This window comes from Pandoraea apista, from assembly GCF_001465595.2.
In the GTDB taxonomy this organism is placed as follows: Bacteria; Pseudomonadota; Gammaproteobacteria; order Burkholderiales; family Burkholderiaceae; genus Pandoraea; species Pandoraea apista.
In genome coordinates this window covers 1,383,692-1,409,721 of sequence record NZ_CP013481.2, presented here as the reverse complement: position 1 = coordinate 1,409,721, position 26,030 = coordinate 1,383,692, and the positions used below count along the sequence as shown (strand labels likewise).

Annotated in this window: 24 protein-coding genes; 17 read left to right on the top strand and 7 right to left on the bottom strand. The window is 63.2% G+C overall.

Translation table 11 applies throughout. The features are described 5' to 3' along the window. Positions 1-36 precede the first annotated feature (36 nt). Both AT395_RS06510 and AT395_RS06505 read right to left on the bottom strand, forming a co-directional pair. Positions 37-891, bottom strand: a complete 855-nt coding sequence (locus tag AT395_RS06510; protein ID WP_048627809.1) for a DMT family transporter — start codon at positions 889-891, stop codon at positions 37-39. 118 nt (positions 892-1,009) lie between these two features. Then, positions 1,010-2,485 carry a helicase HerA-like domain-containing protein gene (locus tag AT395_RS06505; RefSeq protein ID WP_042117238.1) on the bottom strand — a complete coding sequence of 492 codons (1,476 nt, stop codon included), beginning with the start codon at positions 2,483-2,485 and terminating at the stop codon, positions 1,010-1,012. 481 nt (positions 2,486-2,966) lie between these two features. Here AT395_RS06505 and AT395_RS06500 point away from each other — a divergent pair, with 481 nt between their 5' ends. The 15 genes from AT395_RS06500 (at position 2,967) to AT395_RS06430 (ending at position 18,027) form a co-directional block, all read left to right on the top strand. Beyond that, positions 2,967-3,692 (top strand): YebC/PmpR family DNA-binding transcriptional regulator, encoded by a 726-nt coding sequence (locus AT395_RS06500; protein ID WP_010807005.1) that lies wholly within the window; start codon positions 2,967-2,969, stop codon positions 3,690-3,692. Position 3,693: 1 nt separating this feature from the next. After that, entirely contained in the window at positions 3,694-4,971 is a 1,278-nt protein-coding gene (gene purD / locus AT395_RS06495) for a phosphoribosylamine--glycine ligase (protein ID WP_042112551.1), read from the top strand. 312 nt (positions 4,972-5,283) lie between these two features. Continuing rightward, positions 5,284-6,174, top strand: coding sequence for a mechanosensitive ion channel family protein (locus tag AT395_RS06490; RefSeq protein WP_042112553.1), 891 nt, complete (start codon positions 5,284-5,286; stop codon positions 6,172-6,174). 125 nt (positions 6,175-6,299) lie between these two features. Next, on the top strand, positions 6,300-7,235 hold the full coding sequence (gene hemF, locus AT395_RS06485; RefSeq protein ID WP_042112554.1) for an oxygen-dependent coproporphyrinogen oxidase: 936 nt from the start codon (positions 6,300-6,302) through the stop codon (positions 7,233-7,235). Between the two features lie 13 nt (positions 7,236-7,248). Then, positions 7,249-7,998, top strand: coding sequence for a nicotinate-nucleotide adenylyltransferase (locus tag AT395_RS06480; RefSeq protein ID WP_048627810.1), 750 nt, complete (start codon positions 7,249-7,251; stop codon positions 7,996-7,998). A 54-nt stretch (positions 7,999-8,052) separates the two neighbouring features. After that, positions 8,053-8,493 (top strand): ribosome silencing factor, encoded by a 441-nt coding sequence (gene rsfS, locus AT395_RS06475; RefSeq protein ID WP_042112557.1) that lies wholly within the window; start codon positions 8,053-8,055, stop codon positions 8,491-8,493. Positions 8,494-8,517: 24 nt separating this feature from the next. Next, positions 8,518-8,988, top strand: coding sequence for a 23S rRNA (pseudouridine(1915)-N(3))-methyltransferase RlmH (gene rlmH / locus AT395_RS06470; RefSeq protein WP_042112559.1), 471 nt, complete (start codon positions 8,518-8,520; stop codon positions 8,986-8,988). Positions 8,989-9,277: 289 nt separating this feature from the next. Then, the gene (gene ugpB / locus AT395_RS06465) at positions 9,278-10,609 is read left to right on the top strand and encodes a sn-glycerol-3-phosphate ABC transporter substrate-binding protein UgpB (RefSeq protein WP_042112560.1); all 1,332 of its coding nucleotides are present in this window, start codon (positions 9,278-9,280) and stop codon (positions 10,607-10,609) included. A gap of 135 nt (positions 10,610-10,744) precedes the next feature. Next, positions 10,745-11,641, top strand: coding sequence for a sn-glycerol-3-phosphate ABC transporter permease UgpA (ugpA, locus tag AT395_RS06460; RefSeq protein ID WP_042112561.1), 897 nt, complete (start codon positions 10,745-10,747; stop codon positions 11,639-11,641). After that, entirely contained in the window at positions 11,638-12,483 is an 846-nt protein-coding gene (gene ugpE / locus AT395_RS06455) for a sn-glycerol-3-phosphate ABC transporter permease UgpE (protein WP_042112562.1), read from the top strand. The genes ugpA and ugpE overlap by 4 nt, the downstream gene beginning before the upstream one ends. Positions 12,484-12,485: 2 nt before the next feature. Continuing rightward, positions 12,486-13,583, top strand: coding sequence for a sn-glycerol-3-phosphate import ATP-binding protein UgpC (locus tag AT395_RS06450; protein WP_042112563.1), 1,098 nt, complete (start codon positions 12,486-12,488; stop codon positions 13,581-13,583). Continuing rightward, positions 13,580-14,359, top strand: a complete 780-nt coding sequence (gene ugpQ / locus AT395_RS06445) for a glycerophosphodiester phosphodiesterase (protein WP_042112564.1) — start codon at positions 13,580-13,582, stop codon at positions 14,357-14,359. Before AT395_RS06450 ends, ugpQ begins: the two co-directional genes overlap by 4 nt. A gap of 213 nt (positions 14,360-14,572) precedes the next feature. Further along, the gene (locus tag AT395_RS06440) at positions 14,573-15,172 is read left to right on the top strand and encodes a Maf family protein (protein ID WP_042112565.1); all 600 of its coding nucleotides are present in this window, start codon (positions 14,573-14,575) and stop codon (positions 15,170-15,172) included. Between the two features lie 48 nt (positions 15,173-15,220). Continuing rightward, positions 15,221-16,690 (top strand): ribonuclease G, encoded by a 1,470-nt coding sequence (gene rng, locus AT395_RS06435; RefSeq protein WP_039367595.1) that lies wholly within the window; start codon positions 15,221-15,223, stop codon positions 16,688-16,690. Between the two features lie 29 nt (positions 16,691-16,719). Further along, positions 16,720-18,027, top strand: coding sequence for a cation diffusion facilitator family transporter (locus AT395_RS06430; RefSeq protein ID WP_048627813.1), 1,308 nt, complete (start codon positions 16,720-16,722; stop codon positions 18,025-18,027). 55 nt (positions 18,028-18,082) lie between these two features. On the opposite strand, the gene rfbC is transcribed toward AT395_RS06430, so the two are convergent. Genes rfbC through msbA form a run of 5 tightly spaced genes read right to left on the bottom strand, consistent with a single transcriptional unit; the run spans position 18,083 to position 23,046 of the window. Continuing rightward, on the bottom strand, positions 18,083-18,631 hold the full coding sequence (rfbC, locus tag AT395_RS06425) for a dTDP-4-dehydrorhamnose 3,5-epimerase (RefSeq protein ID WP_048627814.1): 549 nt from the start codon (positions 18,629-18,631) through the stop codon (positions 18,083-18,085). 42 nt (positions 18,632-18,673) lie between these two features. Then, positions 18,674-19,561: a glucose-1-phosphate thymidylyltransferase RfbA gene (gene rfbA, locus AT395_RS06420; protein WP_042112569.1), complete on the bottom strand. Its 888-nt coding sequence runs from the start codon at positions 19,559-19,561 to the stop codon at positions 18,674-18,676. A gap of 7 nt (positions 19,562-19,568) precedes the next feature. Further along, positions 19,569-20,633, bottom strand: coding sequence for a dTDP-glucose 4,6-dehydratase (gene rfbB / locus AT395_RS06415; RefSeq protein ID WP_042112571.1), 1,065 nt, complete (start codon positions 20,631-20,633; stop codon positions 19,569-19,571). A gap of 28 nt (positions 20,634-20,661) precedes the next feature. Beyond that, positions 20,662-21,246 (bottom strand): peroxidase-related enzyme, encoded by a 585-nt coding sequence (locus AT395_RS06410; protein WP_042112572.1) that lies wholly within the window; start codon positions 21,244-21,246, stop codon positions 20,662-20,664. Between the two features lie 48 nt (positions 21,247-21,294). Continuing rightward, the gene (gene msbA, locus AT395_RS06405) at positions 21,295-23,046 is read right to left on the bottom strand and encodes a lipid A export permease/ATP-binding protein MsbA (RefSeq protein WP_042112573.1); all 1,752 of its coding nucleotides are present in this window, start codon (positions 23,044-23,046) and stop codon (positions 21,295-21,297) included. A gap of 163 nt (positions 23,047-23,209) precedes the next feature. Here msbA and recQ point away from each other — a divergent pair, with 163 nt between their 5' ends. Both recQ and AT395_RS06395 read left to right on the top strand, forming a co-directional pair. Continuing rightward, a complete protein-coding gene (gene recQ, locus AT395_RS06400) occupies positions 23,210-25,018 on the top strand; it encodes a DNA helicase RecQ (RefSeq protein ID WP_042112574.1) in 1,809 nt (602 codons plus the stop codon). 117 nt (positions 25,019-25,135) lie between these two features. Continuing rightward, entirely contained in the window at positions 25,136-25,906 is a 771-nt protein-coding gene (locus AT395_RS06395) for a glycosyltransferase family 2 protein (RefSeq protein ID WP_376738417.1), read from the top strand. Positions 25,907-26,030: the final 124 nt, after the last annotated feature.

Here is a 26,030-nt window from a genome sequence, read left to right as displayed (position 1 = left end):
CGCCGGGGTGCCGCATCCCGCATCGCATCCCCTTGGTCATCGAGACCGGCCCTTGCGCCGCGTGGCCATTGCCACCCCGATGGCCGCCAGCACCATGCCGCCCCACGCGAGCGCAGGCATATGCTCGCCGACCATGACCCACGCCGCCAGCGCCGCCGACGGCGGCACGAGGAAGAACAGCGCCGACACGCGCGACGCTTCGCCACGCCGGATCATCGCCAGCAGCAACGAGATCGCCACGATCGAATTGCCGATCACGAGGTAGACGAGCGATAAGCCGAGTTGCCAATTCCACTGGATATGCATGGGCTCAAGCCACCACGCCAGCGGCAGCGTAGCCGCGAAACCCACCGCGTATTGCACCAGATTTGACGTGACAGGATGCTGTCCCACGCCGAAACGCTTCTCGTAGAGGGTGCCGCAGGTAATCGCGCCGAGCGCCACGAACGTGAGGATCAACCCCACCGCCGAGGTCGCCTCTACCGCCGAGCGCGCCACGATGACGAGCGCAGCCCCGGCCAGTCCCAGCCCAAGTCCGATCCAGTTCAGACCGCTCACGCGCTCGCCGACCAGATGCGGCACCGCCAACGCCACGAGAATCGGTTGCAGCGAGGTGATCAACGCCACACTGCCCGCCGATACGCCAAGGCGCAGCGCCAGATATGTCATGCTGAAATACAACGCCTGAATCAGCAGACCGATGACGACGAGATGCCCCCACGCAGCGGCCGTCTTCGGCAGCGGCGGGCGCATGACGACCGCCAGCGGCGTCAGCAGAACGAGCACCAGACCGTAGCGCAAGGCGAGAAACGTGAGCGGTGCGGCGCGCAGCCACAGCGGGTCGTGGGCCACACCGGTACGCACCGGATCCAGCGACGATTTCAGCGACATGAGATAGCGGGGAATCCGTGAGAGGCGACGGTGCCGGCGACTCGCTGCAAGGTGCAACGCGCATCGTCAGCAGCCGATCGCCGGACTTGTTCCTTATCGTTACGTGAGGCGGACGCGCTCACCGGCGCCTGTTACCGCCAAAAATGCTGCCCAGCACGCCACGCACGATCTCCCGGCCCAACTGACTGCCGATGGTGCGCGCCGTGCTCTTGACCATGGCCTCGACGGCGGTGTCCTTGCGGCGCGAGCCGCCCGCCCCGCCCAGCAGGCCACCGAGCGAGTCCTTCACGGTATCGAGCAACCCGCCGCCGGATGCTGCGCCGCCGTCCGGCGACGCAGTGCCTCCGGCAGTCGCCGGCGCGTCGGACTGCCGTGTCTGCGTGCGCCCGACGAGCTTTTCGTAGGCCGATTCGCGATCCACCGCGTTTTCATACACGCCCGCCACCAGCGACGAGGCCATCAGCGCTGCGCGTTCCTGCGGCGTGATCGGGCCGATGCGCGAAGCCGGCGGCGTGATATACGCCCGCTCGGTCACGGCAGGACGCCCTTTCTCGTCAAGCAACGACACCAGCGCCTCGCCCACCCCCAACTCGCCGATCACCGCTTCAATGTTGAGCGCCGGGTTCGCGCGCATGGTCTGCGCCGCCACTTTCACCGCCTTCTGATCGCGCGGCGAATAAGCGCGCAACGCGTGCTGCACACGATTCCCCAACTGGCCAAGCACCGTGTCGGGCACGTCGACGGGGTTTTGCGTCACGAAATACACGCCAACCCCTTTTGAACGGATCAATCGGACCATCTGCTCGATGCGTTCGAGCAACGGTTTGGGCGCCTCGTTGAACAGCAAATGCGCTTCGTCGAAGAAGAAGACGAGTTTCGGCTTGTCGGGATCGCCCACTTCCGGCAGTCGCTCGAACAGCTCGGCAAGCAGCCAGAGCAGGAAGGTGGCGTAGATGCGCGGTGCGGCGAGCAGCTTGTCGGCCGCAAGAATGTTGACGATGCCGCGCCCTTGCGCGTCTGTCTGCATAAAGTCTTCGATATTGAGCATCGGCTCGCCGAAGAACTTGTCCGCCCCTTGTTGTTCCAGCGTGAGCAACCCGCGCTGGATCGCCCCGACCGAGGCGGCCGAAATGTTGCCGTACTGCGTGGTGAAGCTCGACGCGTTATCGCCCACATGCTGGAGCATGGCGCGCAGGTCCTTGCTGTCGAGCAAGAGCAGTCCGTTGTCGTCGGCAATTTTGAAGACGAGATTGAGCACCCCGGTCTGCGTCTCGTTCAGACCGAGCAGGCGCGAGAGCAGCAGCGGCCCGAGATCGGAGACGGTCGCGCGCACCGGGTGGCCCTGCTCGCCGAATACGTCCCAGAGCGTGGCCGGGCTGCCGTGCCAGTCGGGGGTTTCGAAGCCGAGATTGGCAATGCGCTCCTTGAGCTTGGGGGTCTCGACGCCCGGCTGCGTGATACCGGTCAGATCGCCTTTCACATCGGCGAGAAACACGGGCACGCCGATGTCGGAGAACGCTTGCGCCATGACTTGCAGCGTGACGGTCTTGCCGGTGCCCGTGGCGCCCGTGATCAGGCCGTGCCGATTGCCCATGGCGGGCAGCAGGCCGAGAACATGCTGATCGTTGCGGGCGATGACAAGCTGTTCACCGGGGGCGTGAGCGGAACTGGCGGCTATCGCAGCAGTCGCGGGGGCTGTGGAAGGAGAGATGGCTGACGTCGCTTGCGGCGGCGCCTGCGGCGGCACGGGCTTCTGGGGCATGAGAGACCTCGGCGGTGGACGCGGCGGGGCTCGTGACACGGCGCAGCAAACACCCGTGGCACGGTGCGGCGGCATGATAAAATTGCCTCCGATTATAGCGGCAGGTTGCCGCTCGGACTGCCCCGGCCCGAAATGCTGGACGGATGGGACCGACGGGATCGAGACGATTCCGGCAAACCCGCGGGGCGATTGGGCAATCGGCGCCCGCGACCCCAGGGGTGGCGGGCGCTCCCGTTTCAAAGGTCGGCCGCGCCGCACTGCGCAGGCCGGCAGAGCATACTTCGCCGCACAGCGCGGCACGACGGAGAAATTCATGGCGGGTCATAGCAAGTGGGCCAACATCAAGCACAAGAAGGCTGCGGCAGATGCCAAGCGCGGTAAAGTCTGGACACGCCTGATCAAGGAAATCACGGTCGCGGCACGTCTGGGCGGCGGCGACGCCGACAGCAACCCGCGCCTGCGTCTGGCCGTGGAAAAGGCGGCCGACGCCAACATGCCCAAGGACAACGTCAAGCGCGCGATCGATCGCGGCGTTGGCGGCCTTGACGGCGCGAACTACGAAGAAATCCGCTACGAGGGCTATGGCATCAACGGTGCTGCCGTGATCGTCGACACCATGACGGATAACCGCGTGCGCACCGTGGCGGAAGTGCGTCATGCCTTCTCCAAGTTCGGCGGCAACATGGGCACCGATGGCTCGGTGGCCTTCCTCTTCACGCATTGCGGTCAATTCCTGTTCTCGCCGGACACCCCGGAAGACAAGCTGATGGAAGTGGCGCTCGACGCCGGTGCCGACGACGTGATCACCAACGACGACGGCAGCTTTGAAGTCGTCTGCCCGCCGAACGACCTCCAGGCCGTGAAGGAAAAGCTCGAAGCGGCCGGTCTGAAGGCCGAAGTCGCGGAAGTCACGATGAAACCGCAAACGGAAGTGGTCTTCACCGGCGAAGACGCCGTAAAGATGCAAAAGCTGCTCGACGCGCTCGAAAACCTCGACGACGTGCAGGAAGTATTCACCAACGCCGTCATCGAGGAATAAGATGAAAATTCTGGTTGTCGGATCGGGCGGGCGCGAACACGCGCTGGCGTGGAAGCTTGCCCAATCGCCCCGCATTCAGTTGGTTTATGTCGCACCGGGCAACGGCGGCACGGCGCTCGACGAGCGCCTGCGCAACGTGCCGATCAGCGATCCGAACGTACTCGCCGAATTCGCCGTGCGCGAGGGTATCGCACTCACGGTGGTCGGCCCGGAAACGCCGCTTGCCGCCGGTATCGTCAATATTTTCCGCGCGCGCGGTCTGAAGATCTTCGGCCCGACAAAGGAAGCCGCGCAGCTTGAATCGTCGAAGGACTTCGCCAAGGCGTTCATGAAGCGCCACGGCATTCCCACGGCCGACTACGAAACGTTCTCCGACGCCGCGCTCGCGCACGCCTATATCGACGCGAAGGGCGCCCCGATCGTCATCAAGGCAGATGGTCTGGCCGCCGGCAAGGGCGTGGTCGTGGCGATGTCGCTCGAAGAAGCGCATAACGCCGTGGACATGATGCTTGCGGACAACAAGCTCGGCGATGCCGGCGCCCGCGTCGTGATCGAAGAGTTCCTGCAAGGCGAGGAAGCCAGCTTCATCGTGATGGTCGACGGCAAAAATGTGCTGCCGCTGGCCACCTCGCAGGATCACAAGCGTCTGCTCGATAACGATCAAGGCCCGAACACGGGCGGCATGGGCGCCTATTCGCCCGCGCCGATCGTCACGCCGCAGATTCACGCCCGCGTGATGCGCGAGATCATTCTGCCGACCGTGCGCGGCATGGAGACCGACGGCATTCGCTTCACGGGCTTCCTGTACGCGGGCCTGATGATCGACGCGCAAGGCAATATCAAGACGCTCGAGTTCAACTGCCGCATGGGCGACCCCGAGACGCAGCCGATCATGGCGCGTTTGAAAGGCGACTTTTCGGTGGTGGTCGAGCACGCCATTGCCGGCACGCTCGACAAGGTCGAACTCGATTGGGATCGACGTTACGCCCTGGGCGTGGTACTTGCTGCTCACGGCTATCCCGACACCCCGCGCAAGGGGGACCGGATCTCCGAAGTGCCGGCCGAGACTGCCGATTGCGTAACGTTCCATGCCGGCACCAAGCTCGAAAACGACGTGCTCACCGTTACCGGCGGACGCGTGTTGTGCGTGGTTGGCTTGTCCGACACCGTGCGTGGCGCCCAAAGCGTGGCGTATCAGATGGTCAACCAGATCAGCTTCGACGGCATGCAGTATCGCCACGACATCGGTAACCGCGCGCTGGCGCGCAAACCGGAGTAAGGCCGGCGGCACCTGAAGGCTCGCCGTCAGGTGCGTAACCGGTCTGCCACGGCCCGGGGGACATCAAGTCCTCTGGGCCGTTGTCATTTGGGCGACGTCTTATGGGGCGGGGGCTCGCCGCCATGAAGCCATGCTGCGCTGCCGCGATTGACAAGCGCCCGGCAAGTTGGCACGCTGGCACCGCGTGGTGCCGTCACTCATGCCTCACTGGCCTCACTGGCCTCATTCGCCTCATGGGGGCTCGCGCATCCGGCCAATCCCGGCGGAGTCCATACAGTTTTCCCGACAGACCCTCGCTCGACGGAGACTTACATGTTTGATCTCGACAAACTGGTCAACGATTACCTGGTGCCGTTCGGCCTGAAGATCGCGATGGCCATCGTCATCTGGATTGTCGGCGGCATCGTCATCAACGTGGTTGCCCGGCTCGTACGTGCCGCCATGACCCGCCGGGCCATCGATCCCACCCTCGTTCGCTACACCGAATCGACGCTACGCATCGCCTTGCGTATCGCGTTGATCATTTCCATCCTCAGTGTCTGCGGTATCGAAACGACCTCGTTCGCCGCCCTGCTCGCCGCCGCCGGCATTGCTATCGGCGCCGCATGGTCCGGACTGCTATCCAATTTCGCCTCGGGCATCTTTCTCATCGTGCTGCGCCCGTTCAAGACCGGCGACATGATCAGTGCGGGCGGCGTGACCGGTGTGGTCGACGAGATCGGTCTGTTCGTTACTACGCTCACGACCGCCGACAATCTGCGCGTGTATGTCGGCAACACGAAGGTTTTCGGCGACAACATCACGGTGTACGACGCCAACGCCTTTCGCCGCGTCGATCTGAAGGCACAACTCGCGCACACGGTCGACGTGCAGGACGCGATTGCGCGCCTGAAGGCACGCATCGCACAGATTCCGAACGTGATGAGCACCCCCGCCGTAGACGTCGTGATTCTCGAATTCACGCCGGCCGGACCGATGCTCGCGGTGCGTCCGTACTGCCACAACAAGGATTACTGGCAGGTGTACTTCGATACCAATCAGGCGATTGCCGAGGTCGGCGGCATCGCCCACTGGCCAGTGCCCGCACCGCGCCAGATCTTCATGCCGCCGCCCGGCGACACCGGCGGCCGCGCAATGCCCGCATCGCCTGCCGCAGGCGGCGCAGCCCCGGCGAACCCGCTCCCCAACGCGCCAACGCCCTGATCACCGGGGCTTGATACAGGTCATTCGGGCGGCATTCGGCGAGGCCGTTTGCCGCCCCGTCGTGCCCCCGAACGCGTGGCTGCCGGTACAATCGCAGTTATTACCACGCATGGGGACGTCTCAGAATGACAGCGCAAGACGCCGCACCGACGCCGGATACCGGCGCGGTGCGAACTTATCTGCTCGGGCTTCAGGACCGCATTGTCGAGACGCTTGAGCGTCTCGACGGCAAACGCTTCTTTGCCGACGACTGGCAACGCCCGGCCGACGGCGCTCTGCGTGGTGACGGCCGTACCCGCGTGCTCGACGACGGCAACTTCTTCGAGCGCGGCGGCGTGAATTTCTCCCACGTGGTCGGCGATAAGCTGCCGGGCTCGGCCAGCGCCTCGCGCCCCGAACTGGCCGGGCGCGGTTTCGAAGCCCTCGGCGTCTCGCTGGTGCTGCATCCGCGCAATCCGTACTGCCCGACCGTGCACTTCAACGTGCGCATTCTGATTGCGACCGCGCCCGGCGAACTGCCCGCGTTCTGGTTCGGCGGCGGCATGGACCTCACGCCGTACTATCCGTTCGAAGAGGATTGCCGGCATTTCCACCAGACCTGCAAAGACGCGCTCGATCCTTTCGACAAGGCGTGGTACCCGCGCTTCAAGGCGTGGTGCGACGAATACTTCTATCTGAAGCACCGTCAGGAGCCGCGTGGCATTGGCGGTATCTTCTTCGACGACTTCTCCGGGGGCGGCTTCGAGACCGGCTTTGCCGTCATGCAAAGCGTGGGCGACGCGTTCCTCGACGCCTATGTGCCGATCGTCGAGCGCCGCCGCGGCATGCCATACGGCGAGCGTGAGCGCGACTTTCAGGCACACCGCCGCGGCCGCTACGTCGAATTCAATCTGGTCTGGGATCGCGGTACGCATTTTGGCCTGCAATCGGGCGGACGCACCGAGTCCATCCTGATGTCGATGCCGCCGATCGTGAAATGGCACTACGACTGGAAGCCCGAACCGGACACCCCGGAGGCGAAGCTCTATACCGACTTCCTCGTGCGCCGCGAGTGGGTGTGAAGGCCAGCCGCGCATGACTCTCTCTTCCGTGGCAGCACCGCAGACGCCAGGTACGTCGCCCGCCGGCTCGATCGGCTCAATCGGTTCGATCCGGCGCATTGGCGTACTGGGCGGCACATTCGATCCGATTCACACCGGGCACCTCGCGCTGGGCGCGCTTTTCGCCCGCACGCTGGCGCTCGACGAACTGATCCTGATGCCGGCGGGCCAGCAACCGCAGAAACAAGGCAGCACCCCGGCCGGACACCGGCTGGCGATGACGCGTCTGGCCGCCGAAACGCTCGCCGCAGAGCTGGCGCGCACACAACCGGCCACACAACTGATCGTCAGCACGCGCGAGATCGAGCGCGCAGGCCCGAGCTACACCGTCGATACGCTGCGCGAACTGCGCCGCGATGCCGGCGCACAGGCATCGCTCTCGCTGCTCATCGGCTCAGATCAACTGGTGCGTCTGGATACGTGGCACGCGTGGCGCGAGTTGTTCAATTACGCCAATATCTGTGCGGCAGCACGCCCCGGTTTCAACCGCGATTCGGCCTCTCCCCAACTGCGTCAAGTCTTCGCCGAACGGGAAATGTCCGCGCTCGGGGTACAATCCACGCCATGCGGCGGCATTCTGATCGACGACTCACTCGCCGTCGACATCTCCGCCACCGAGTTGCGCGCCACTTTGGCGCACGCGCGAGACGCGGCCACGCCCCCGGCGAACCTGCCCGAACCCGTGTGGCAGTACATCCGCGCGCAACACCTGTACCGCGCTTGACGGCCCCCGACGGGCCGCTACCTCGCACTCCCTGTTTCACCAAAAAGACGCACTATGGATATTCGTAAACTGCAGCGCCTGATCGTCGACGCCCTCGAAGACGTGAAGGCTCAAGACATCAAGGTGTTCAACACCTCGCATCTGACCGCCCTGTTCGACCGCGTGGTCATTGCGAGCGGCACCTCAAACCGCCAGACCAAGGCCCTCGCCGCCAGTGTGCGCGACAAGGTCAAGGAAGCCGGCGGCGACATCGTCAGCATGGAAGGCGAAGATGTGGGCGAATGGGTGCTGGTCGACACGGGCGACGCCATTGTGCACATCATGCAACCGGCCCTGCGCCAGTACTACAACCTCGAAGAGATCTGGGGCGAGAAGCCGGTGCGCCTGAAGGCCGCCGGCACCAAGGCCGGCGCCAAGGCCAGCGCGGAAGACGACGACGAAGACGAGGACGACGCGATCGAGTCTCCGGCGCCCGCTCGCCGCAAGGCCAAGTAAGGCCCGGCGCGGGATTCTGCCGTCATGCGCCTGTTCATTCTCGCCGTCGGGCACAAGATGCCCGGCTGGATCGAGACCGCCTTCGCCGAGTACGCCAAGCGCATGCCGCCCGAGCTGCGCATCGAACTCAAGGAAATCAAGCCGGAGCAACGCTCCAACTCCCGCACGGCCGAGACGGTGATGGCCGCCGAGGCGCAGCGTATCGATGCGGCCCTGCCGCGTGGATGCCGTCTGGTCTGCCTTGACGAGCGCGGGCAGGATCTCACCACGATGCGTCTGGCCCAGTCGCTCACGAACTGGCAACAGGACGGCCGCGACGTGGCCTTCGTGATTGGCGGTGCCGACGGACTGGATCCGGCCCTCAAGGCCCGCGCCGATACCCTGATCCGGTTATCCAGTCTGACCATGCCTCACGGCATGGTGCGCGTGCTGCTCGCCGAGCAGCTCTATCGCGCGTGGAGCATCAACGCCAATCATCCTTATCACCGGGTCTGACCGAAACGCACCGCCGCGCCCCCAGCCGTGCGCGTGTACCGAGAAAATAAGTCAAAAATAAGTCAGGTCCCTTTGTGCAGCGCAATGCAACGTTGTATCCGGCTGCCGATGGGGCGTAACCCCTTGCCGGATGGCCTGCGCCCCAAACTGTCAATCCCCCTCAGACGCTCCCGTGCAACACGCATTGTGCGCTGCGAGTGGAAAAATCATGGCAGCGTGATAGTCTAGCCGCCGCTACAAGGTTCGCACCGCGAACAACTAGACTTCTCGTGAACCATCGGAGATTGGCATGAAGCAACCTTCCCTGCGCAGTATCGCCCTGGCCGGCGTTGGCGCTGCAATGGCGCTCGGCATCAGCACCTCGGCGCTGGCCGCCACCGAGATCCAGTTCTGGCACTCAATGGAATCGGCGCTCGGCGAGCGCGTGAACCAGATCGCTAACGATTTCAACGCTTCGCAAAGCGACTACAAGATTGTCCCGATCTACAAGGGCAACTACGAGCAGGGTCTGGCGGCCGGTATTGCCGCCTTCCGCGCGGGCAATGCACCGGCCATTCTTCAGGTGTACGAAGTCGGTACGGCCACGATGATGCAAGCCCAGAAGGCTGTGAAGCCGGTGTGGCAGGTCATGAAGGACGCTGGCGAGCCGTTCGACGAATCGGCCTTCGTGCCGACCGTGGCAAGCTACTACGCCGACAGCAAGACCAATCACCTCGTGTCGATGCCGTTCAACAGCTCGACGCCGGTGCTGTACTACAACAAGGACGCCTTCAAGAAGGCCGGCCTCGATCCGAACACACCGCCGAAGACCTGGGCCGACGTGAAGTCCGACGCCCAGAAGCTCAAGGCGGCCGGTCTGTCGTGCGGCTTCACCATGGGCTGGCAAAGCTGGACACAGCTCGAGAACTACAGCGCGTGGCACGCACTGCCGTTCGCCACGAAAAACAACGGCTTCGACGGTCTCGACGCGAAGCTGAGCTTCAACGGCCCGCAGCAGATCAAGCACATCCAGTTCCTGGCCGACATGGCCAAGGACGGCACATTCACGTACGTGGGCCGCAAGGATGAAGTGACCTCGAAGTTCTACAGCGGCGACTGCGGTATCGCGATGACCACCTCGGGCGCACTCGCCAACATCGCCAAGTACGCCAAGTTCAGCTACGGCGTGGGCATGATGCCGTACGACGCCGACGTGAAGGGCGCACCGCAGAACGCCATCATCGGCGGCGCCAGCCTGTGGGTGCTCGCCGGCAAGTCGCCTGCCGAGTACAAGGGCGTGGCCAAGTTCCTGAACTACCTCGCTTCGCCGGCCGTGGCGGCCAAGTGGCACCAGGATACCGGCTACCTGCCGGTCACGAAGGCCGCTTACGAACTGACCGAGAAGCAAGGCTTCTACGCGAAGAACCCGGGCTCCGACATGGCCATCAAGCAGATGCTCAACAAACCGCCTCTGCCGTTCACGCGGGGTCTGCGTCTGGGCAACATGCCGCAGATCCGCACAGTGATCGACGAGGAACTCGAAGGCGTGTGGAGTGGCAAGCAAACCCCCAAAGCGGCGCTGGACAAGGCGGCATCGCGTGGCGACGATCTGCTGCGCCGCTTCCAGAAGCAGGGCAGCTAAGCGGCCCGCAACGTACGATGACGCGCGACGTGCGGGCCAGTCGCCTGCATTCGCCGTGCGAATCGTGACGTTACAATGACACCACCCGGCCCGCCGTCAATGCGGGCCGGGTTGGTTTTTTTTGGTCACTACGTTATGGCGCACAATTCAAGAGAACGCCCCCGCTTCGGAACCGGCTGGCTGCCGTACGCGCTCGTCGCACCGCAGCTCTTCATCACGGTCGTGTTCTTCCTTTGGCCCGCAGGCGAAGCCCTGTGGCAATCGACATCGGCACAAGACGCCTTCGGGCTGTCCAGCGAGTTCGTCGGACTCGACAATTTCAGGGCACTGTGGAGCGATCCGCTCTACCTCGCATCGTTTCGCACCACGATGATCTTCAGCGGTCTGGTCACGGTCTGCGGGCTGGTCATCTCGCTGCTGCTCGCCGCAATGGCCGATCGCGTCACGCGCGGCAAACGCGCATACCAGACCCTGCTCATCTGGCCCTACGCCGTGGCGCCCGCCATTGCCGCCGTGCTATGGGCATTCCTGTTCAACCCGAGTATCGGCCTCGTGACCTACGGGCTGGCGAAGTTCGGTATCGAGTGGAATCACGCGCTCAACGGCGGACAGGCCATGTTCCTCGTCGTGCTCGCCTCTATCTGGAAGCAGATCAGCTACAACTTCCTGTTCTTCTATGCCGGGTTGCAGGCCATTCCGCGCTCGCTCGTGGAAGCCGCGGCGATTGACGGCGCGGGCCCGGTCCGGCGCTTCTTCGGACTGGTGCTGCCGCTGATTTCGCCGACAACGTTCTTCCTGCTCGTGGTCAATCTCGTGTACTCGTTCTTCGACACCTTCCCGGTGATAGATGCCGCCACCGGCGGCGGTCCGGGCCAGTCGACCATGACGCTGATCTACAAGATCTACTCGGAAGGCTTCAAGGGGCTCGACCTCGGCAGCTCGGCTGCCCAGTCAGTGGTGCTGATGGCAATCGTCATCGTGCTCACGGTCGTGCAGTTCCGATTCATCGAACGCAAGGTGCAATACGCATGATCGAGAACCGTCGCGGCCTGGATATCTTCTGCCACGTCATGCTGGTAATCGGCGTGTTGCTGGTGGTCTTCCCGCTCTATGTGGCGTTCGTCGCCGCCACCATGAACGAGCAGGAAATCTTCTCCGTTCCCCTGTCGCTCATTCCGAGCACTCACCTGTTACAGAACCTCGCCACGATATGGAATCAGGGCACGGGCGACACGGCGATGCCCTTCGGGCTGATGCTCGGCAACAGCCTGATCATGGCGCTGGTCATTACCATCGGCAAGATCTCGGTGTCGATCCTGTCGGCTTTCGCCATCGTGTACTTCCGCTTTCCGTTGCGCAATCTGTTCTTCTGGCTGATCTTCGTCACGTTGATGCTGCCGGTCGAAGTGCGGATCTTCCCGACGGTGCAGGTGATCTCCAGCCTCGGGCTCATCAACAGCTACGTGGGTCTGACCGTGCCGCTCATCGCATCGGCCACGGCTACGTTCCTGTTCCGGCAGTTCTTCATGACACTGCCCGACGAACTGATCGAAGCCGCACGCATCGACGGCGCCGGCCCGATGCGTTTCTTCTTCGACGTGGTGCTGCCGCTGTCGAAGACGAACATCGCGGCGCTGTTCGTCATCACCTTCATCTATGGCTGGAATCAGTACCTGTGGCCGATTCTGGTGACCAACGCACCGTCAATGACGACCGCCGTGGTGGGCATCAAGAGCATGATCGGCAGCGGTGACACGGCGACCCAATGGCAACTCGTCATGAGTGCCACACTGCTCGCCATGCTGCCGCCGCTCGCGGTGGTCCTGCTCATGCAGCGCTGGTTCGTGCGCGGTCTGGTGGATTCGGAAAAGTAATCATGGCAAATCTCAAACTCCATAGCGTCAAGAAAACCTACGACCAGACCAACTATGTCCTGCACGGTGTCGACATCGATATCCAGGACGGCGAATTCGTGGTCATCGTCGGCCCCTCGGGCTGCGGCAAGTCGACACTGCTGCGCATGGTCGCCGGCCTCGAGTCGGTAAGCGAGGGCAGCATTCTGATCGGCTCGCAGGTCGTCAATCAACTGGAGCCCAAGGATCGCAACATTGCGATGGTGTTCCAGAACTACGCGCTCTATCCGCATATGGATGTGCGTCAGAACATGTCGTATGGCCTGAAGATTCGCGGCATCGACAAAAAGACCATCGACGAGCGTGTGCTCGCCGCTGCGCGCATTCTGGAGCTCGAGCCGCTGCTCGCCCGCAAGCCGCGCGAGCTCTCCGGCGGCCAGCGTCAGCGCGTGGCCATGGGCCGTGCCATTGTGCGCGAGCCGGCCGTGTTCCTGTTCGACGAACCGCTCTCGAACCTCGACGCCAAGCTGCGCGTGCAAATGCGCCTGGAAATCCAGCGCCTGCATGCCCGCCTGAAGACAACGAGCCTCTACGTCACACACGATCAGGTCGAAGCCATGACGCTTGCCGATCGCGTGATCGTCATGAATAAGGGCTACGCCGAACAGATCGGCACGCCGACCGATGTGTACGAGCGCCCGGCGTCGCTGTTCGTTGCCAGCTTCATGGGCTCGCCCGCGATGAACCTGCTCAAGGGCCGCGTCGACTCGGAAGGCCGCACGTTCCAGGTCGACGGCGGTGGCCCGTCGCTGCGGTTGCCGCCCACGAGCATGGCGCATGCCAATCGCGAACTGGTGCTTGGCGTGCGCCCGGAACATCTGGTGCCCGCCGAACAACAGAATGGCCTGGGGGCGTTCGCCGCACAGACCAACATCCTCGTCGATCAGCTCGAACTGTTGGGTGCCGACAATCTGGCGCACGGCCGTTGGGGCGATCAGCACGTCACGGTGCGACTGCCTCACGAACTGCGTCCGGCCGCGGGCACGGTGGTACCGCTGGCCATGTCGGCCAAGACGTTGCATCTGTTCGATCCGACGTCCGGCAAGCGAGTCGAAGCATGAGCGAAACCTCCACACCCGCCCACCTATGGCGCCACTGGCCCTATCCCCGCATCGTCTCGCATCGCGGTGGGGGCAAGCTGGCGCCGGAGAACACGCTGGCCGCCCTGGAAATGGGCGCGTCGCTCGGCCTGCGAATGGTCGAGTTCGACGCCAAGCTCTCGGCCGATAACGTCGTCTTCCTGCTGCACGACGACACCGTCGACCGCACGAGCAACGGCCACGGGGCCGCCGCGCAGATGACCTACGACGAAATCGCCAAGCTGGACGCCGGCAGTTGGTTCGATGCGCGCTTCGCCGGTCAGACAATGCCGACGCTCGCTCAGGTTGCCGAGCGCTGCCTGACGCTGGGATTGGCCGCGAACGTCGAAATCAAGCCGTGCCCGGGCCGCGAGGTGGAGACGGGCAAACGCGTGGCCGAGGCCGTCCGGACACTGTGGGCCGGGCATCCTCAGCCGCCCCTGCTCTCGTCGTTCTCCTACGAAGCCCTCGAAGCCGCTGCCGCTGCCGCCCCCGAATTGCCGCGCGGCATGCTCTACGAGGCCGTGCCGGCGCACTGGCGCGACGACGCCCGCAAGCTTGGCACCGTCTCGCTACATGCGAGCCACAAACATCTCGACGGCCCGCAGGTTTCCGAGATCAAGTCTGCCGGACTCCAGATGCTGGTCTACACGGTCAACGAGCCCGCGCGCGCGCGTGAGCTGGCCGCGTGGGGTGTAGACGCCATCTGCACCGACCGCATCGACCTGATTGGCGTCGACTTCCTCGCCGACGTCTGAGGGCCACGGCCCGCAGGGCCCCCACTGCCCGGCAGGTTCCGCGTTCGCGCCCGATAGCGCCCCGCCCCCGCCCGCCCGCCTGTGCTGGCGGGCGTGGGCGCAAGGCGGCATAATAGGGCGTTCCCTCGCCCAGCCCATCCAGCGGCCCGGTACACGCGTTGCAAATCCCTGCAAAGTCGTGCGCCGGGCTGGACGAATTCAAGCCAAGCCGCCATGCCGTACATCTATCTCGCTTCGCAAAGCCCCCGCCGCCAGGAATTGTTGCAACAGCTCGGTGTTCGTTTCGAACTGCTGTTGCCGGGAGCCGACGAAGACGCCGAAGCGCTCGAAGCCGTGCTGCCTGGAGAACCGCCCGACGATTACGTGCAGCGCGTGACCCGTGCCAAGGCCGAAGCGGCTGTCACGCGTCTGGCTCGCGCCGGTCTGCCCGGCGCCCCCATTCTGGCCGCCGACACGACGGTCTGCCTCGATGGCACCATCCTCGGCAAGCCCTTCGACGACGCCGACGCCTGTGCCGTACTCGCCCGCCTGTCGGGCACCCGCCATCGCGTGCTGACGGCCGTGGCCGTATGTGCGGACGGGCAGGTGCATCAGGCGGTCAACATCTCGCACGTCTGGTTCCGGCCGCTGCGCCGGGAAGAAATCGAGCGCTACGTCGCTTCGGGTGAACCGAGTGGCAAGGCTGGCGCTTACGGCATTCAGGGCAAAGCCGCTGAATTTGTCATGCGCATCGATGGCAGCTACTCAGGCATCATGGGGCTGCCGTTGTGCGAGACCGCTGCGCTGTTGCGTCAAGCCGGCGTCGAGTTCTGACGCATACCGATGCCCAAGCATTTCGAGCCTGGTCGACACTGACACTTTATGAACGAAGACATTCTGGTCAACATCACGCCACAGGAAACCCGTGTGGCGCTCATGCAGCTCGGTGCGGTGCAGGAATTGCACATCGAGCGCACGCTGTCGCGCGGCCTGGTCGGCAACATCTATCTGGGCAAGGTCGTGCGCGTGCTTCCGGGCATGCAATCGGCGTTCATCGATATCGGACTGGAGCGCGCGGCGTTCTTGCACGTCGCCGATATCTGGCATCCCCGCACGAACAACGACACGTCCACGCCGCACCCGCAGCCGCCCATCGAGAAGACCGTTTTCGAAGGGCAGACGCTCATGGTGCAAGTCATCAAGGACCCGATCGGCACCAAGGGTGCGCGTTTGTCGACGCAGATCAGCATTGCCGGGCGAACGCTGGTCTATCTGCCGCAAGAGCCGCATATCGGTATCTCGCAGCGCATCGAGAGCGAAGCGGAACGCGAGGCGCTGCGCAGCAAGATTCAGGCGCTCGTGCCGGCCGACGAAAAAGGCGGCTTCATCGTGCGCACTATCGCGGAAGACGCCGCCGATGCCGAACTGGCAAACGACATCGCCTATCTGCGCAAGTCGTGGCAGACCATTGGCGAGCAGAGCACACGCCTGCCCGCTCCGTCGCTGCTGTATCAGGATCTGAATCTGGCCCAACGCGTGCTGCGCGACTTCGTGCATGAGGAGACCGGCAAGATTCTCGTCGACTCGCGCGAGACGTTCCAGAAGCTGGCCGAATTCGCCACGACTTACACACCGGCCGTGCTCGGCAAGCTCACGCATTACACCGGCGAGCGCCCGCTGTTCGATCTGTACAACGTGGAGACGGAAATCGAGCGGGCGCTGTCGCGTCGCGTCGATCTGAAGTCCGGCGGGTACCTGATGATCGATCAGACCGAGGCGATGACGACCATCGACGTGAATACCGGCGGCTATGTCGGGGCGCGCAATTTCGACGACACGATCTTCAAGACGAACCTCGAGGCGGCGCTGATGATCGCGCGTCAGTTGCGGCTTCGCAATCTGGGCGGGATCATCATCATCGATTTCATCGACATGGAAAGTGCCGAGCATCGCGACTCGGTGCTGGCCGAGTTGAAGAAGGCCCTCGCACGCGACCGCACGCGCATCACCGTGAACGGCTTCTCGCAGCTCGGACTGGTGGAGATGACCCGCAAGCGCACCCGCGAATCGCTTGCCCACGTGCTGTGCGAGCCGTGCGCCATCTGCCAGGGCAAGGGCCAGGTCAAGACGCCGCGTACGTTGTGCTACGACATCCTGCGCGAGATTCTGCGTGAATCTCGCCAGTTCAATCCGCGCGAATTCCGCCTGATCGCCTCGCAGGAAGTCGTCGATCTGTTCCTCGAAGAAGAATCGCAACATCTGGCGATGCTCATCGATTTCATCGGCAAACCGATCTCGCTTCAGGTGGAATCGTCGTTCCATCAGGAGCAGTACGACATCATTCTGATGTAACCCTCTCCCGACACGCGCGCCCCGACGTCATGCCCTACTCGAACTACGACAATCTGGCGGCATCGAGCGAGGCGCTCGACAAACATGCCGTTGCACGCCATTCGACCTGGGTCAGCATCTGGGTCAATGTCATGCTCACGACGGCGCAGATCGTCATCGGTGTTTTTGCCCGCTCGCAGGCGTTGATCGCCGACGGCATTCACTCTCTGTCGGACATCGTGTCCGACTTTGTCGTATTGGCTGCCGCGCGCGGCAGCGCCCGCGCGCCGGACGCCGATCACCCCTACGGCCACAGCCGCTATGAGAACGCAGCGTCGCTGTTTCTGGGCGTCATTCTTCTGGTGGTAGGTGCGGGCATGTTGTGGCGTGGTGTCGAACGGCTGCTGCATCCGGAAGAGATTCCGGAAGTCCATACCGTCGCGCTGGTGGTTGCCGTGATCGTGTTGGTCAGCAAGGAAGGGCTCTTCCGCTACATGCTGCGTGCGGCACAGCGCGTGCGCTCCGCCATGCTTGTGGCGAACGCCTGGCATGCGCGCTCCGATGCCCTGTCGTCGCTGGTTGTGGCGTGCGGCATTCTGGGCAATCTGGCCGGCTATCGCATTCTCGACCCGCTGGCTGCCGCGCTGGTGGGCCTGATGATTGGCCGAACCGGTTGGAAGTTCGGCTGGAACGCGTTGCAGGACCTCATCGATCGCGGCGTGGACGACGCCACGACCGTCAACATTCGTGAACACTTGCTGAGCACGCCCGGCGTGCGCGCCGTCGACATGCTGCGCACACGGCGTATGGGCGACGAGATCGTCGTCGACGTGCACATTCTCGTTGACGCACGCCTGTCGGTCTCGGAAGGGCACTACATCGCCGAGCAGGCGCGCACCGCCGTCATGCGCGAACCGCAGATTCTCGACGTGCTGGTGCATGTCGATCCCGAGAGCGACACCAAGGGTACCGCCTTGCAGCAATGGCCTGCACGCGCGGCGATGGTCGGCGCGGCAGAAGTTCTGTGCCGTGCCAACGCGCTCGCGCTGCACGACGTCAAACTGCACTATCTGAACAATGGATTGGAGGCTGACGTCATCGTCGAAGGTCTGCGGGAACCGGCACGCCCGGACACTCAGACCGGCAGCGGAAATGAGGCGGACGTGAGACATGGCGGCATGGAGCCTCCGTCGCAAACGGTGGCCGACACGCTCACCGCTCGCTTCGGGCTACGCAATGTCCGGGTGCTGCGGATGACGGGGGAATCGTCAGCGGAGTCGGGGGCGGAGGAGCCCGGCGATATCCAGCTCGCAGCGGCGTCCGAAAAAACACCGGCCACCGGTCCCGCCGTCGACTGACGACAGGCCACGGTGGCCGGAGACCTGCCGTACGGGGCCGTTCCCCGTGCCCGTATTAATCTTCGTGCTTGTAGTCCGCGAACAGCATGCCTTGCCGATCCTTGTCGGAGACGATAGGCGTGATGCCGTCGAGCGGCCAGGGAATGGCAAGTGTCGGGTCATCCCAGCGGATGCAGCGCTCGAACTGCGGCGCCCAGTAGTCCGTGGTCTTGTACAGCACTTCCGCCGTCTCCGACGTCACGACAAAACCGTGCGCGAAGCCCGCCGGAATCCACAACTGCTTCTTGTTCTCCGCGCTCAAAACCTCTGCGACCCATTGGCCGAACGTGGGCGAACCTTCACGAATATCGACCGCCACGTCGAAGATTTCGCCGTGCAGCACGCGCACGAGTTTGCCCTGCGGCTGCCGGATCTGGTAGTGCAACCCCCGCAACACGCCGCGTCCGGAGCGTGACTGGTTGTCCTGCACGAACGTGAGTGTCTCGCCCAGGGCGTCGTCGAAGTTGCGCTGGTTGAAGCTCTCGAAGAAATAACCGCGAGAGTCGCCAAACACTTTGGGTTCGATCACGCGAACTGCCGGAACGGCGGTGGGAATCACTTGCATGATGAGATACCGAGAGAAATCGAAAGAATCCGTTGCGCAGGCTTAGAACACCCGTTCACGCAACATGGAGAGCAGATACTGCCCGTAACCGGTCTTGGCCAGCGGCTGCGCCAATGCTTCGATCGCTGCCGCGTCAATCCACCCGCGCCGGAATGCGATCTCCTCGGGGCAAGCGACCTTCAGGCCCTGACGGGACTCGATCGTCTGAATGAATGTGCTCGCTTCGAGCATTGACTCATGCGTACCGGTATCGAGCCACGCGTAACCTCTGCCCATAATTTGCACATTGAGCTTGCCACGGCGCAGATATTCGTTATTGACGTCTGTAATTTCCAGCTCGCCACGCGGCGAGGGTTTGATCGACCGGGCAATCTCGATCACGTCGTTGTCGCAAAAGTACAGCCCGGTCACGGCATAACGCGACTTGGGCTCCTTCGGCTTCTCGACGAGGTCGACAGCCTTGCCGTTCGCATCGAACGTCACCACGCCGTAACGCTCGGGATCATGCACCGGATACGCGAACACGGAGGCGCCCTCTGTCTGCGCATTTGCCGCCGAGAGCAGCCCCGCGAAATCGTGCCCGTAGAACAGGTTGTCGCCCAGTACGAGCGCACACGGATCGTTGCCGATAAATTCCGCCCCGATCAGGAACGCCTGAGCCAGACCGTCAGGCGAGGGCTGCACGGCATATTGCAGGTTCAACCCCCACTGGCTACCGTCGCCCAGCAACTGCTCGAAACGCGGCGTGTCTTGCGGCGTCGAGATGATCAGCACGTCGCGGATTCCCGCCAGCATCAGCGTGCTGAGCGGGTAATAGATCATCGGCTTGTCGTACACCGGCAGCAATTGCTTCGAGACGGCTAGCGTTGCGGGATACAGCCGAGTACCGGATCCTCCGGCGAGAATAATGCCTTTACGTTTGATGCCCATAGCTGCCTCAGTCATTCTTTTGATAGTGTGTTTCGATCCAGCGTTGGTACTCTCCCGACTGCACCTGACGCACCCACTCGGCATTGGCGAGATACCACTGCACCGTCTTGCGCATACCCGTCTCGAATGTCTCCGCCGGACGCCAGCCCAGTTCGCGTTCAAGCTTTCGCGCATCGATCGCGTAGCGGCGATCGTGTCCCGGGCGGTCGGTAACGAACGTAATTTGATCGACGTACGACTTGCCATCCGCACGCGGCGACAGCTCGTCGAGCAACGTGCACAGATGCTTCACCACCGACAGATTGTTCTGTTCGTTCCAGCCACCGACGTTATACACCTCGCCCAACGTGCCCCTGGCGAGCACTTCCCGAATGGCCGAGCAATGATCGCCAACGTACAGCCAGTCACGCACGTTACTGCCGTCGCCGTAAATTGGCAGGGGCTTACCGGCCAGTGCGTTCGCGATCACCAGCGGGATGAGCTTTTCCGGGAATTGATACGGGCCGTAGTTATTCGAGCAATTGGTCGTCAGCGTCGGCAAACCGTAGGTGTGATGGTAGGCACGCACAAGATGATCCGAACCCGCTTTCGACGCCGAATACGGGCTGTTGGGCGCGTAGGGAGTGGTCTCGGTAAACGCCGGGTCGGTGGGGCTCAGCGAGCCATAGACTTCGTCCGTCGAGACATGCAGAAAACGGAAGGCACCGCGCGCCTCTGCGTCAAGCGTTCCCCAATAGGCCCTCGCCGCTTCAAGCATCGTGAACGTGCCGACGATATTCGTTTGTACGAAGTCGCCGGGGCCATGAATGGAACGGTCAACATGGCTCTCGGCCGCAAAGTGCAGCACGGCACGCGGGCGATGCTCTGCATAGAGACGATCCAACGCGGCACGATCACAAACATCGACCTGCGCAAAGTGGTGACGCGGATCGCGCTCCAGACTCGCCAGATTCGCCAGGTTGCCGGCGTAAGTCAGCTTGTCGATGGTAACCACTGGCTCGTCATGTTGCGCCAGCCAGTCGAGAACGAAGTTTGCACCGATGAAACCGGCACCGCCAGTCACGAAGATCATAAGTATCGAGTATAGGTGAGAGGTAAACTTAGCGGGCGCGCGGCACGCGCCCCATCAAAAAGAACTCGTCGTTGGGCCGCATCGAGATCGCGTTGGCGATGCGATTGGACATGCCGAAAAACGCGGTGATCGCGGCAATGTCCCAGATATCCTCGTCGTCGAGACCGTGTTCGCGCAGCGCTGCGTAGTCGCCATCGCCCACCTCGTGAGAGCGTTCGCAAACCTTCATCGCGTAAGCGAGAATCGCCTTCTGACGCGGCGTAAGGTCAGCCTTGAGGTAGTTTACAGCGACCTGATCGGCCAGTAGCGGCTGCTTTTCGTAGATGCGCACCAGCGCACCATGGGCGACCACGCAATACAGGCACTGATTCGCAGCGCTCGTGGCAACCACAATCATCTCTCGTTCGCCTTTGCTCAGATTGCCGTCCTTGAGCATCAGCGCATCGTGATAGGCAAAAAACGCGCGAAACTCGTCGGGACGATGCGCCAGCGTGAGGAACACGTTCGGGATGAAGCCTGCTTTTTCTTGCACTTCGTCGATGCGTGCCCGGATATCGGCCGGCAACGCGGCGAGATCGGGTACGGGGAAACGACTGATCGGCGGCTGGCTCATCGTGATCTCCTCAAATTCGGCAAAAGGTCTGACGCGCGCAATGCGAGGTCAGGCTTCCTGTTGTTGCGCGTATTGAATGCGGTGCAAATGCGCGTAGAGGCCATTATGTGCCACCAGCGCCTGATGCGAGCCCTGTTCCACAATCCGGCCGTGCTCCAGCACCACAATGCGATCCGCACGCTCGATGGTCGAGAGCCGGTGCGCGATCACCAGCGTGGTTCGCCCTTCCATCAACACTTCCAGCGCCGCCTGCACATGGCGCTCCGACTCCGAATCGAGCGCCGACGTCGCTTCGTCGAGAATGAGAATCGGGGCGTCCTTGTAAATTGCGCGCGCAATCGCCAGACGCTGACGCTGACCGCCCGAGAGGCGCATGCCGTTGTCGCCCACGAGTGTCTCCACTCCGTCAGGCATGGCGGCCACCGCATCGGCCAGATTGGCCGCACGCAATGCCGCCTGCACGCGCTCGTAGTCGATTTCCTGGCCGTACGCCACGTTCGCCGCCACGGTGTCGTTGAAGAGCACGACGTCCTGGCTCACGAATGCAATCTGGCGGCGCAAATCGGCCAGACGCAGATCGGTCAGCGGAATATCGTCGAGCAGAATCCGTCCCCCCGTGGGGTCGAAGAAGCGCGGCACCAGATTGACCAACGTTGTCTTACCGCTGCCGGACGGCCCGACCAGCGCCACCATCTCACCGGGCGCCACATCGAGGGAAATCCGGTCGAGCGTCGGCCGTTCGCTGGCGCCGTAATGAAAGCTCACATGATCGAATGTCACGCGGCCCTTGGCACGCTCAAGCGTGCGGTCGCCACCGATCGGCTCGACTTCGACGTCCATGACTTCGAAAATCAGCTCGGCGGCCGTCACACCGCGTTGCAGCGGTTGGTTGACGTCCATCAGATGCTTGAGCGGGGAGACAACGAGCAACAGCGCCGTGACAAACGCCGTAAAGCCACCGACGGTCATCTCGCCCGACGACGACTCGATCATCGCCACCGTAATGACAATAGCCAGGGCGAGCGAGGCGAGCGCCTGCGTGACCGGCTGCGCCAGACCGCCGGAGACAGTCACACGCATGGCATAGCCGCGCAGCGTGCTGGTCATCTTGTCGAAGCGCGACTTTTCATACGCCTCGCCGTTGTGGATCTTCACTACCTTGTAACCGCCCACCGCCTCCTCGACCACGTACGAGAGTGCATTGGTCAGCGTTTGCTGCTCGCGGTTCAGACGGCGCAGTCGACGATTGATTTTGCCGACGAGCCAGCCGATGAGCGGCAGAATCACGGCCACCACCAGCGTGAGGCGCCAGTTCAGGTAGAAGAGATAGCCCAGCAACCCCACAACCGTCAGCGAATCGCGCACGAGCGTGATGAGCACCGTGGTGAGCACGCCAAGCACCTGATTGACTTCGTAGACCAGCGCGTTGATGAGCGTGCTGGTGGTCTCGCGCTGATAGAACGAAGCCGGCGCATGCAGCAACCGTTCGAACATGCGTACGCGCAGATCGAGCAGCACGCGGTTCGAGACCCACGAAAGCATGTAGTTGGCCGAATACTGCGCCAGCCCCCGGATGACGGCCAGACCGATCACCGCCGCGGGCACGTACCAGAGCTTCCACGGGTCGCCCCCCGAAAATCCCTTGTCGAGCACTGGCTTGAGGACCGCCGGAATGGCCGCTTCCGTCCCGGCGACAAGCGCCATGGCGAGAACGGCCAGCAGGCCCATGTGCCAATACGGCTGGAGATAGCCCAGCAGACGCCGCAAAATCGGGCCGGTGGGCTTGTGGGGTACGCTCATGTAGGTTGGGGACGGCGGGAAAACCGCTATTCTATCGTACCGGCCGGTCCCGCCGGGACACGTCCTGAGCGGACTCGGACGCCACCGCAAAAATAGCGACAGTGCCCGCAATCCGGGGCATCCGGCGCGCCGAAGCCTGGGTGGAACCGGTATACTCCCGCCCATGGCAAGCGCACTCGAAGTCCTCCGTACCGTATTCGGCTATAACGCATTCCGCGGCGATCAAGCCGCCATCGTCGACCATGTGGCCGATGGGGGCGATGCGCTCGTACTGATGCCGACCGGCGGTGGCAAATCCCTTTGTTACCAGATTCCCGCGCTGCTGCGCCCAGGCATCGGCATTGTCGTGTCGCCGCTCATCGCGCTCATGCAGGATCAGGTCGACGCCTTGCTGCAAGCGGGTGTGCGCGCTGCCTATCTGAATTCCAGCCTCAGCTTCGACGAAGCGCTCGATACCGAGCGTCGCGCTGCCCGTGGCGAACTCGATCTGCTCTATGTCGCGCCCGAGCGCCTGCTCACGGAGCGGTTTCTCGATCTGCTCGACCGGCTCGACGAGCGGGGTCAACTGGCGCTGTTCGCCATTGACGAGGCGCATTGCGTTTCCCAGTGGGGCCATGACTTCCGTCCCGAGTACATTCAGCTCTCCGCACTGCACGAACGCTACCCGCGCGTGCCGCGCATTGCGCTGACCGCCACCGCGGACAACGCGACACGCGACGAAATCCAGACACGCCTCGGCCTGACCGAAGCGCGCCTGTTCGTCTCGAGCTTCGACCGGCCGAATATTCGTTACGAGATCGTCGATCGCGACAATCCGCGCAAGCAGTTGCTTGCCTTTCTTGCCAGGCATCGCGGCGAGGCGGGCATCGTCTACTGCCTGTCGCGCAAAAAGGTGGAGGAAACCGCCGCGTGGCTCGAAACGCAGGGCATTCCGGCCCTGCCTTATCACGCCGGACTCGATGCGGAGGTTCGACGCACGCACCAGCAGCGGTTCCTGCGAGAGGAAGGTCTGGTCATGTCGGCGACCGTGGCCTTCGGCATGGGCATCGACAAGCCCGACGTGCGCTTCGTTGCTCACCTGGATTTGCCCAAGAGCCTCGAAGCCTATTATCAGGAAACAGGCCGCGCCGGTCGCGACGGCGAACCCGCGGAAGCCTGGATGGCCTACGGGCTAAACGACGTCGTGGTGCATCGCAGCCGCATCGACGAGTCGAACGCCCCCGACCTGCAAAAGCGTATCGAGCGCCAAAAGCTCGACGCCCTGCTCGGCTATTGCGAAGCGCCGCGTTGCCGCCGCACCGTGCTGCTGGCGTATTTCGGCGAGGCCAGCGAGCCTTGCGGCAATTGCGACGTCTGCCTGAACCCGCCAGAAGTTTTCGACGGCACGATTGCGGCACAGAAGGCACTTTCGGCCATTCTGCGCACGGGCCAGCGCTTCGGCGCCGGGCATCTGGTGGACCTGTTACGCGGGCGCAGCACCGACAAGATTCGTCAGTTCGGGCACGAAACCCTGCCGACATTCGGCGTCGGCGGCGAACTCGACGATCAAGGCTGGCGCGCAGTGTTTCGTCAGTTGATCGCACACGGCATTATTGAACCCGACAGCAGCCAGTACGGCGCATTGACGCTGAACGCAGCGGCGCGCCCCGTGCTCAAGGGGGAAACCACGCTATCGTTGCGGCGCCAGCGACCAACGGCTGGCAAGAAGAGCCGCTTTGCCGGCTACGCATCATCGCCCGCTATCGAACTTGACGCCGCCGATCAGCAACTGTTCGATAAATTGCGCGCCTGGCGGCAGGACATCGCCAAGACGCAGCAGGTGCCTGCATACGTTATCCTGCACGACCGGACGCTGCGTGAGCTTGCACAACGCCGCCCGCGCCATCGCGACGGTCTCGTCGACATCACCGGACTCGGTGAGGCCAAGATCGAACGCTACGGCGAAGCGCTCGTCGAGCTGCTCAACGCCTGAGCCGACGACGCGAGATGACTCCCCGGACTCGCGGGTCTGAGGTCTGTTGCCGCCATTTCGTGAATTCACATGATCGAAGCTACACCGTCCGTTTCCTCGCCATCGCAAATGTCGCAAATGTCGCAAACGCCGCATTTGTCGCGTTTGCCGCTTACGGTCACGATACTCACGCGCAACGAGCGTCATAACATAGCGGAGTGCATTGCGTCGGTGCAGTCGCTGGCATCTCAGATTGTCGTGGTCGACAACGCAAGCACGGACGGCACCGCAGATATCGCTCGCGCGGCGGGCGCCGAAGTGCACGTGACGACAGATTGGCCCGGCTTCGGTCCGCAAAAGAACCGCGCCCTTTCGCACGCCACGCAGCCGTGGGTGCTCTCGCTTGACGCCGATGAACGCGTCACGCCCGAGTTGGCCGCCGACATTACGGCAGCGATCGCACAAAGCGCCCATACGGGCTATCGGATGCCCCGCCTGTCGCAATTCCTCGGACACTGGGTGCGCCACTGCGGCTGGTATCCCGACTACGTGCTAAGGCTGTTCCGACGCGAGGCGGGTCGTTTTTCCGACAATCTCGTGCACGAGCGCGTGATCGTCGATGGCGAGATCGGCACTTTGACGCATCATCTGCTGCATTACAGCTATACCGAAGCCCGCCAGGTCGAGGACAAGGTGCAGCGTTATGCGCGCGCAGGCGCGAAAGAGATGGCGTTGCGAGGCAAGCGAGTTTCACCGCTCAAGCCGTGGATCAATGGAGGGTGGGCGTTCGTACGCACCTTTGTATTGCGTCGCGGTTTTCTCGACGGCGCGACCGGCGCCGCCATTGCGCGAATGAATGCGCGAAGTGCGTTCCTCAAGTACGCCTTGCTGCGACGTGGGGATGTCTGACGCCGCCAGCACGGTGTGCACCGGTTGAATCGCTTGAATCGGTTGCGTCGACCGAATCCGCTGAGTCGATTGCGTCCGATGCGCCAGCACAGGACCTCCGCAAAAGCAAAAACGGACGCGATTG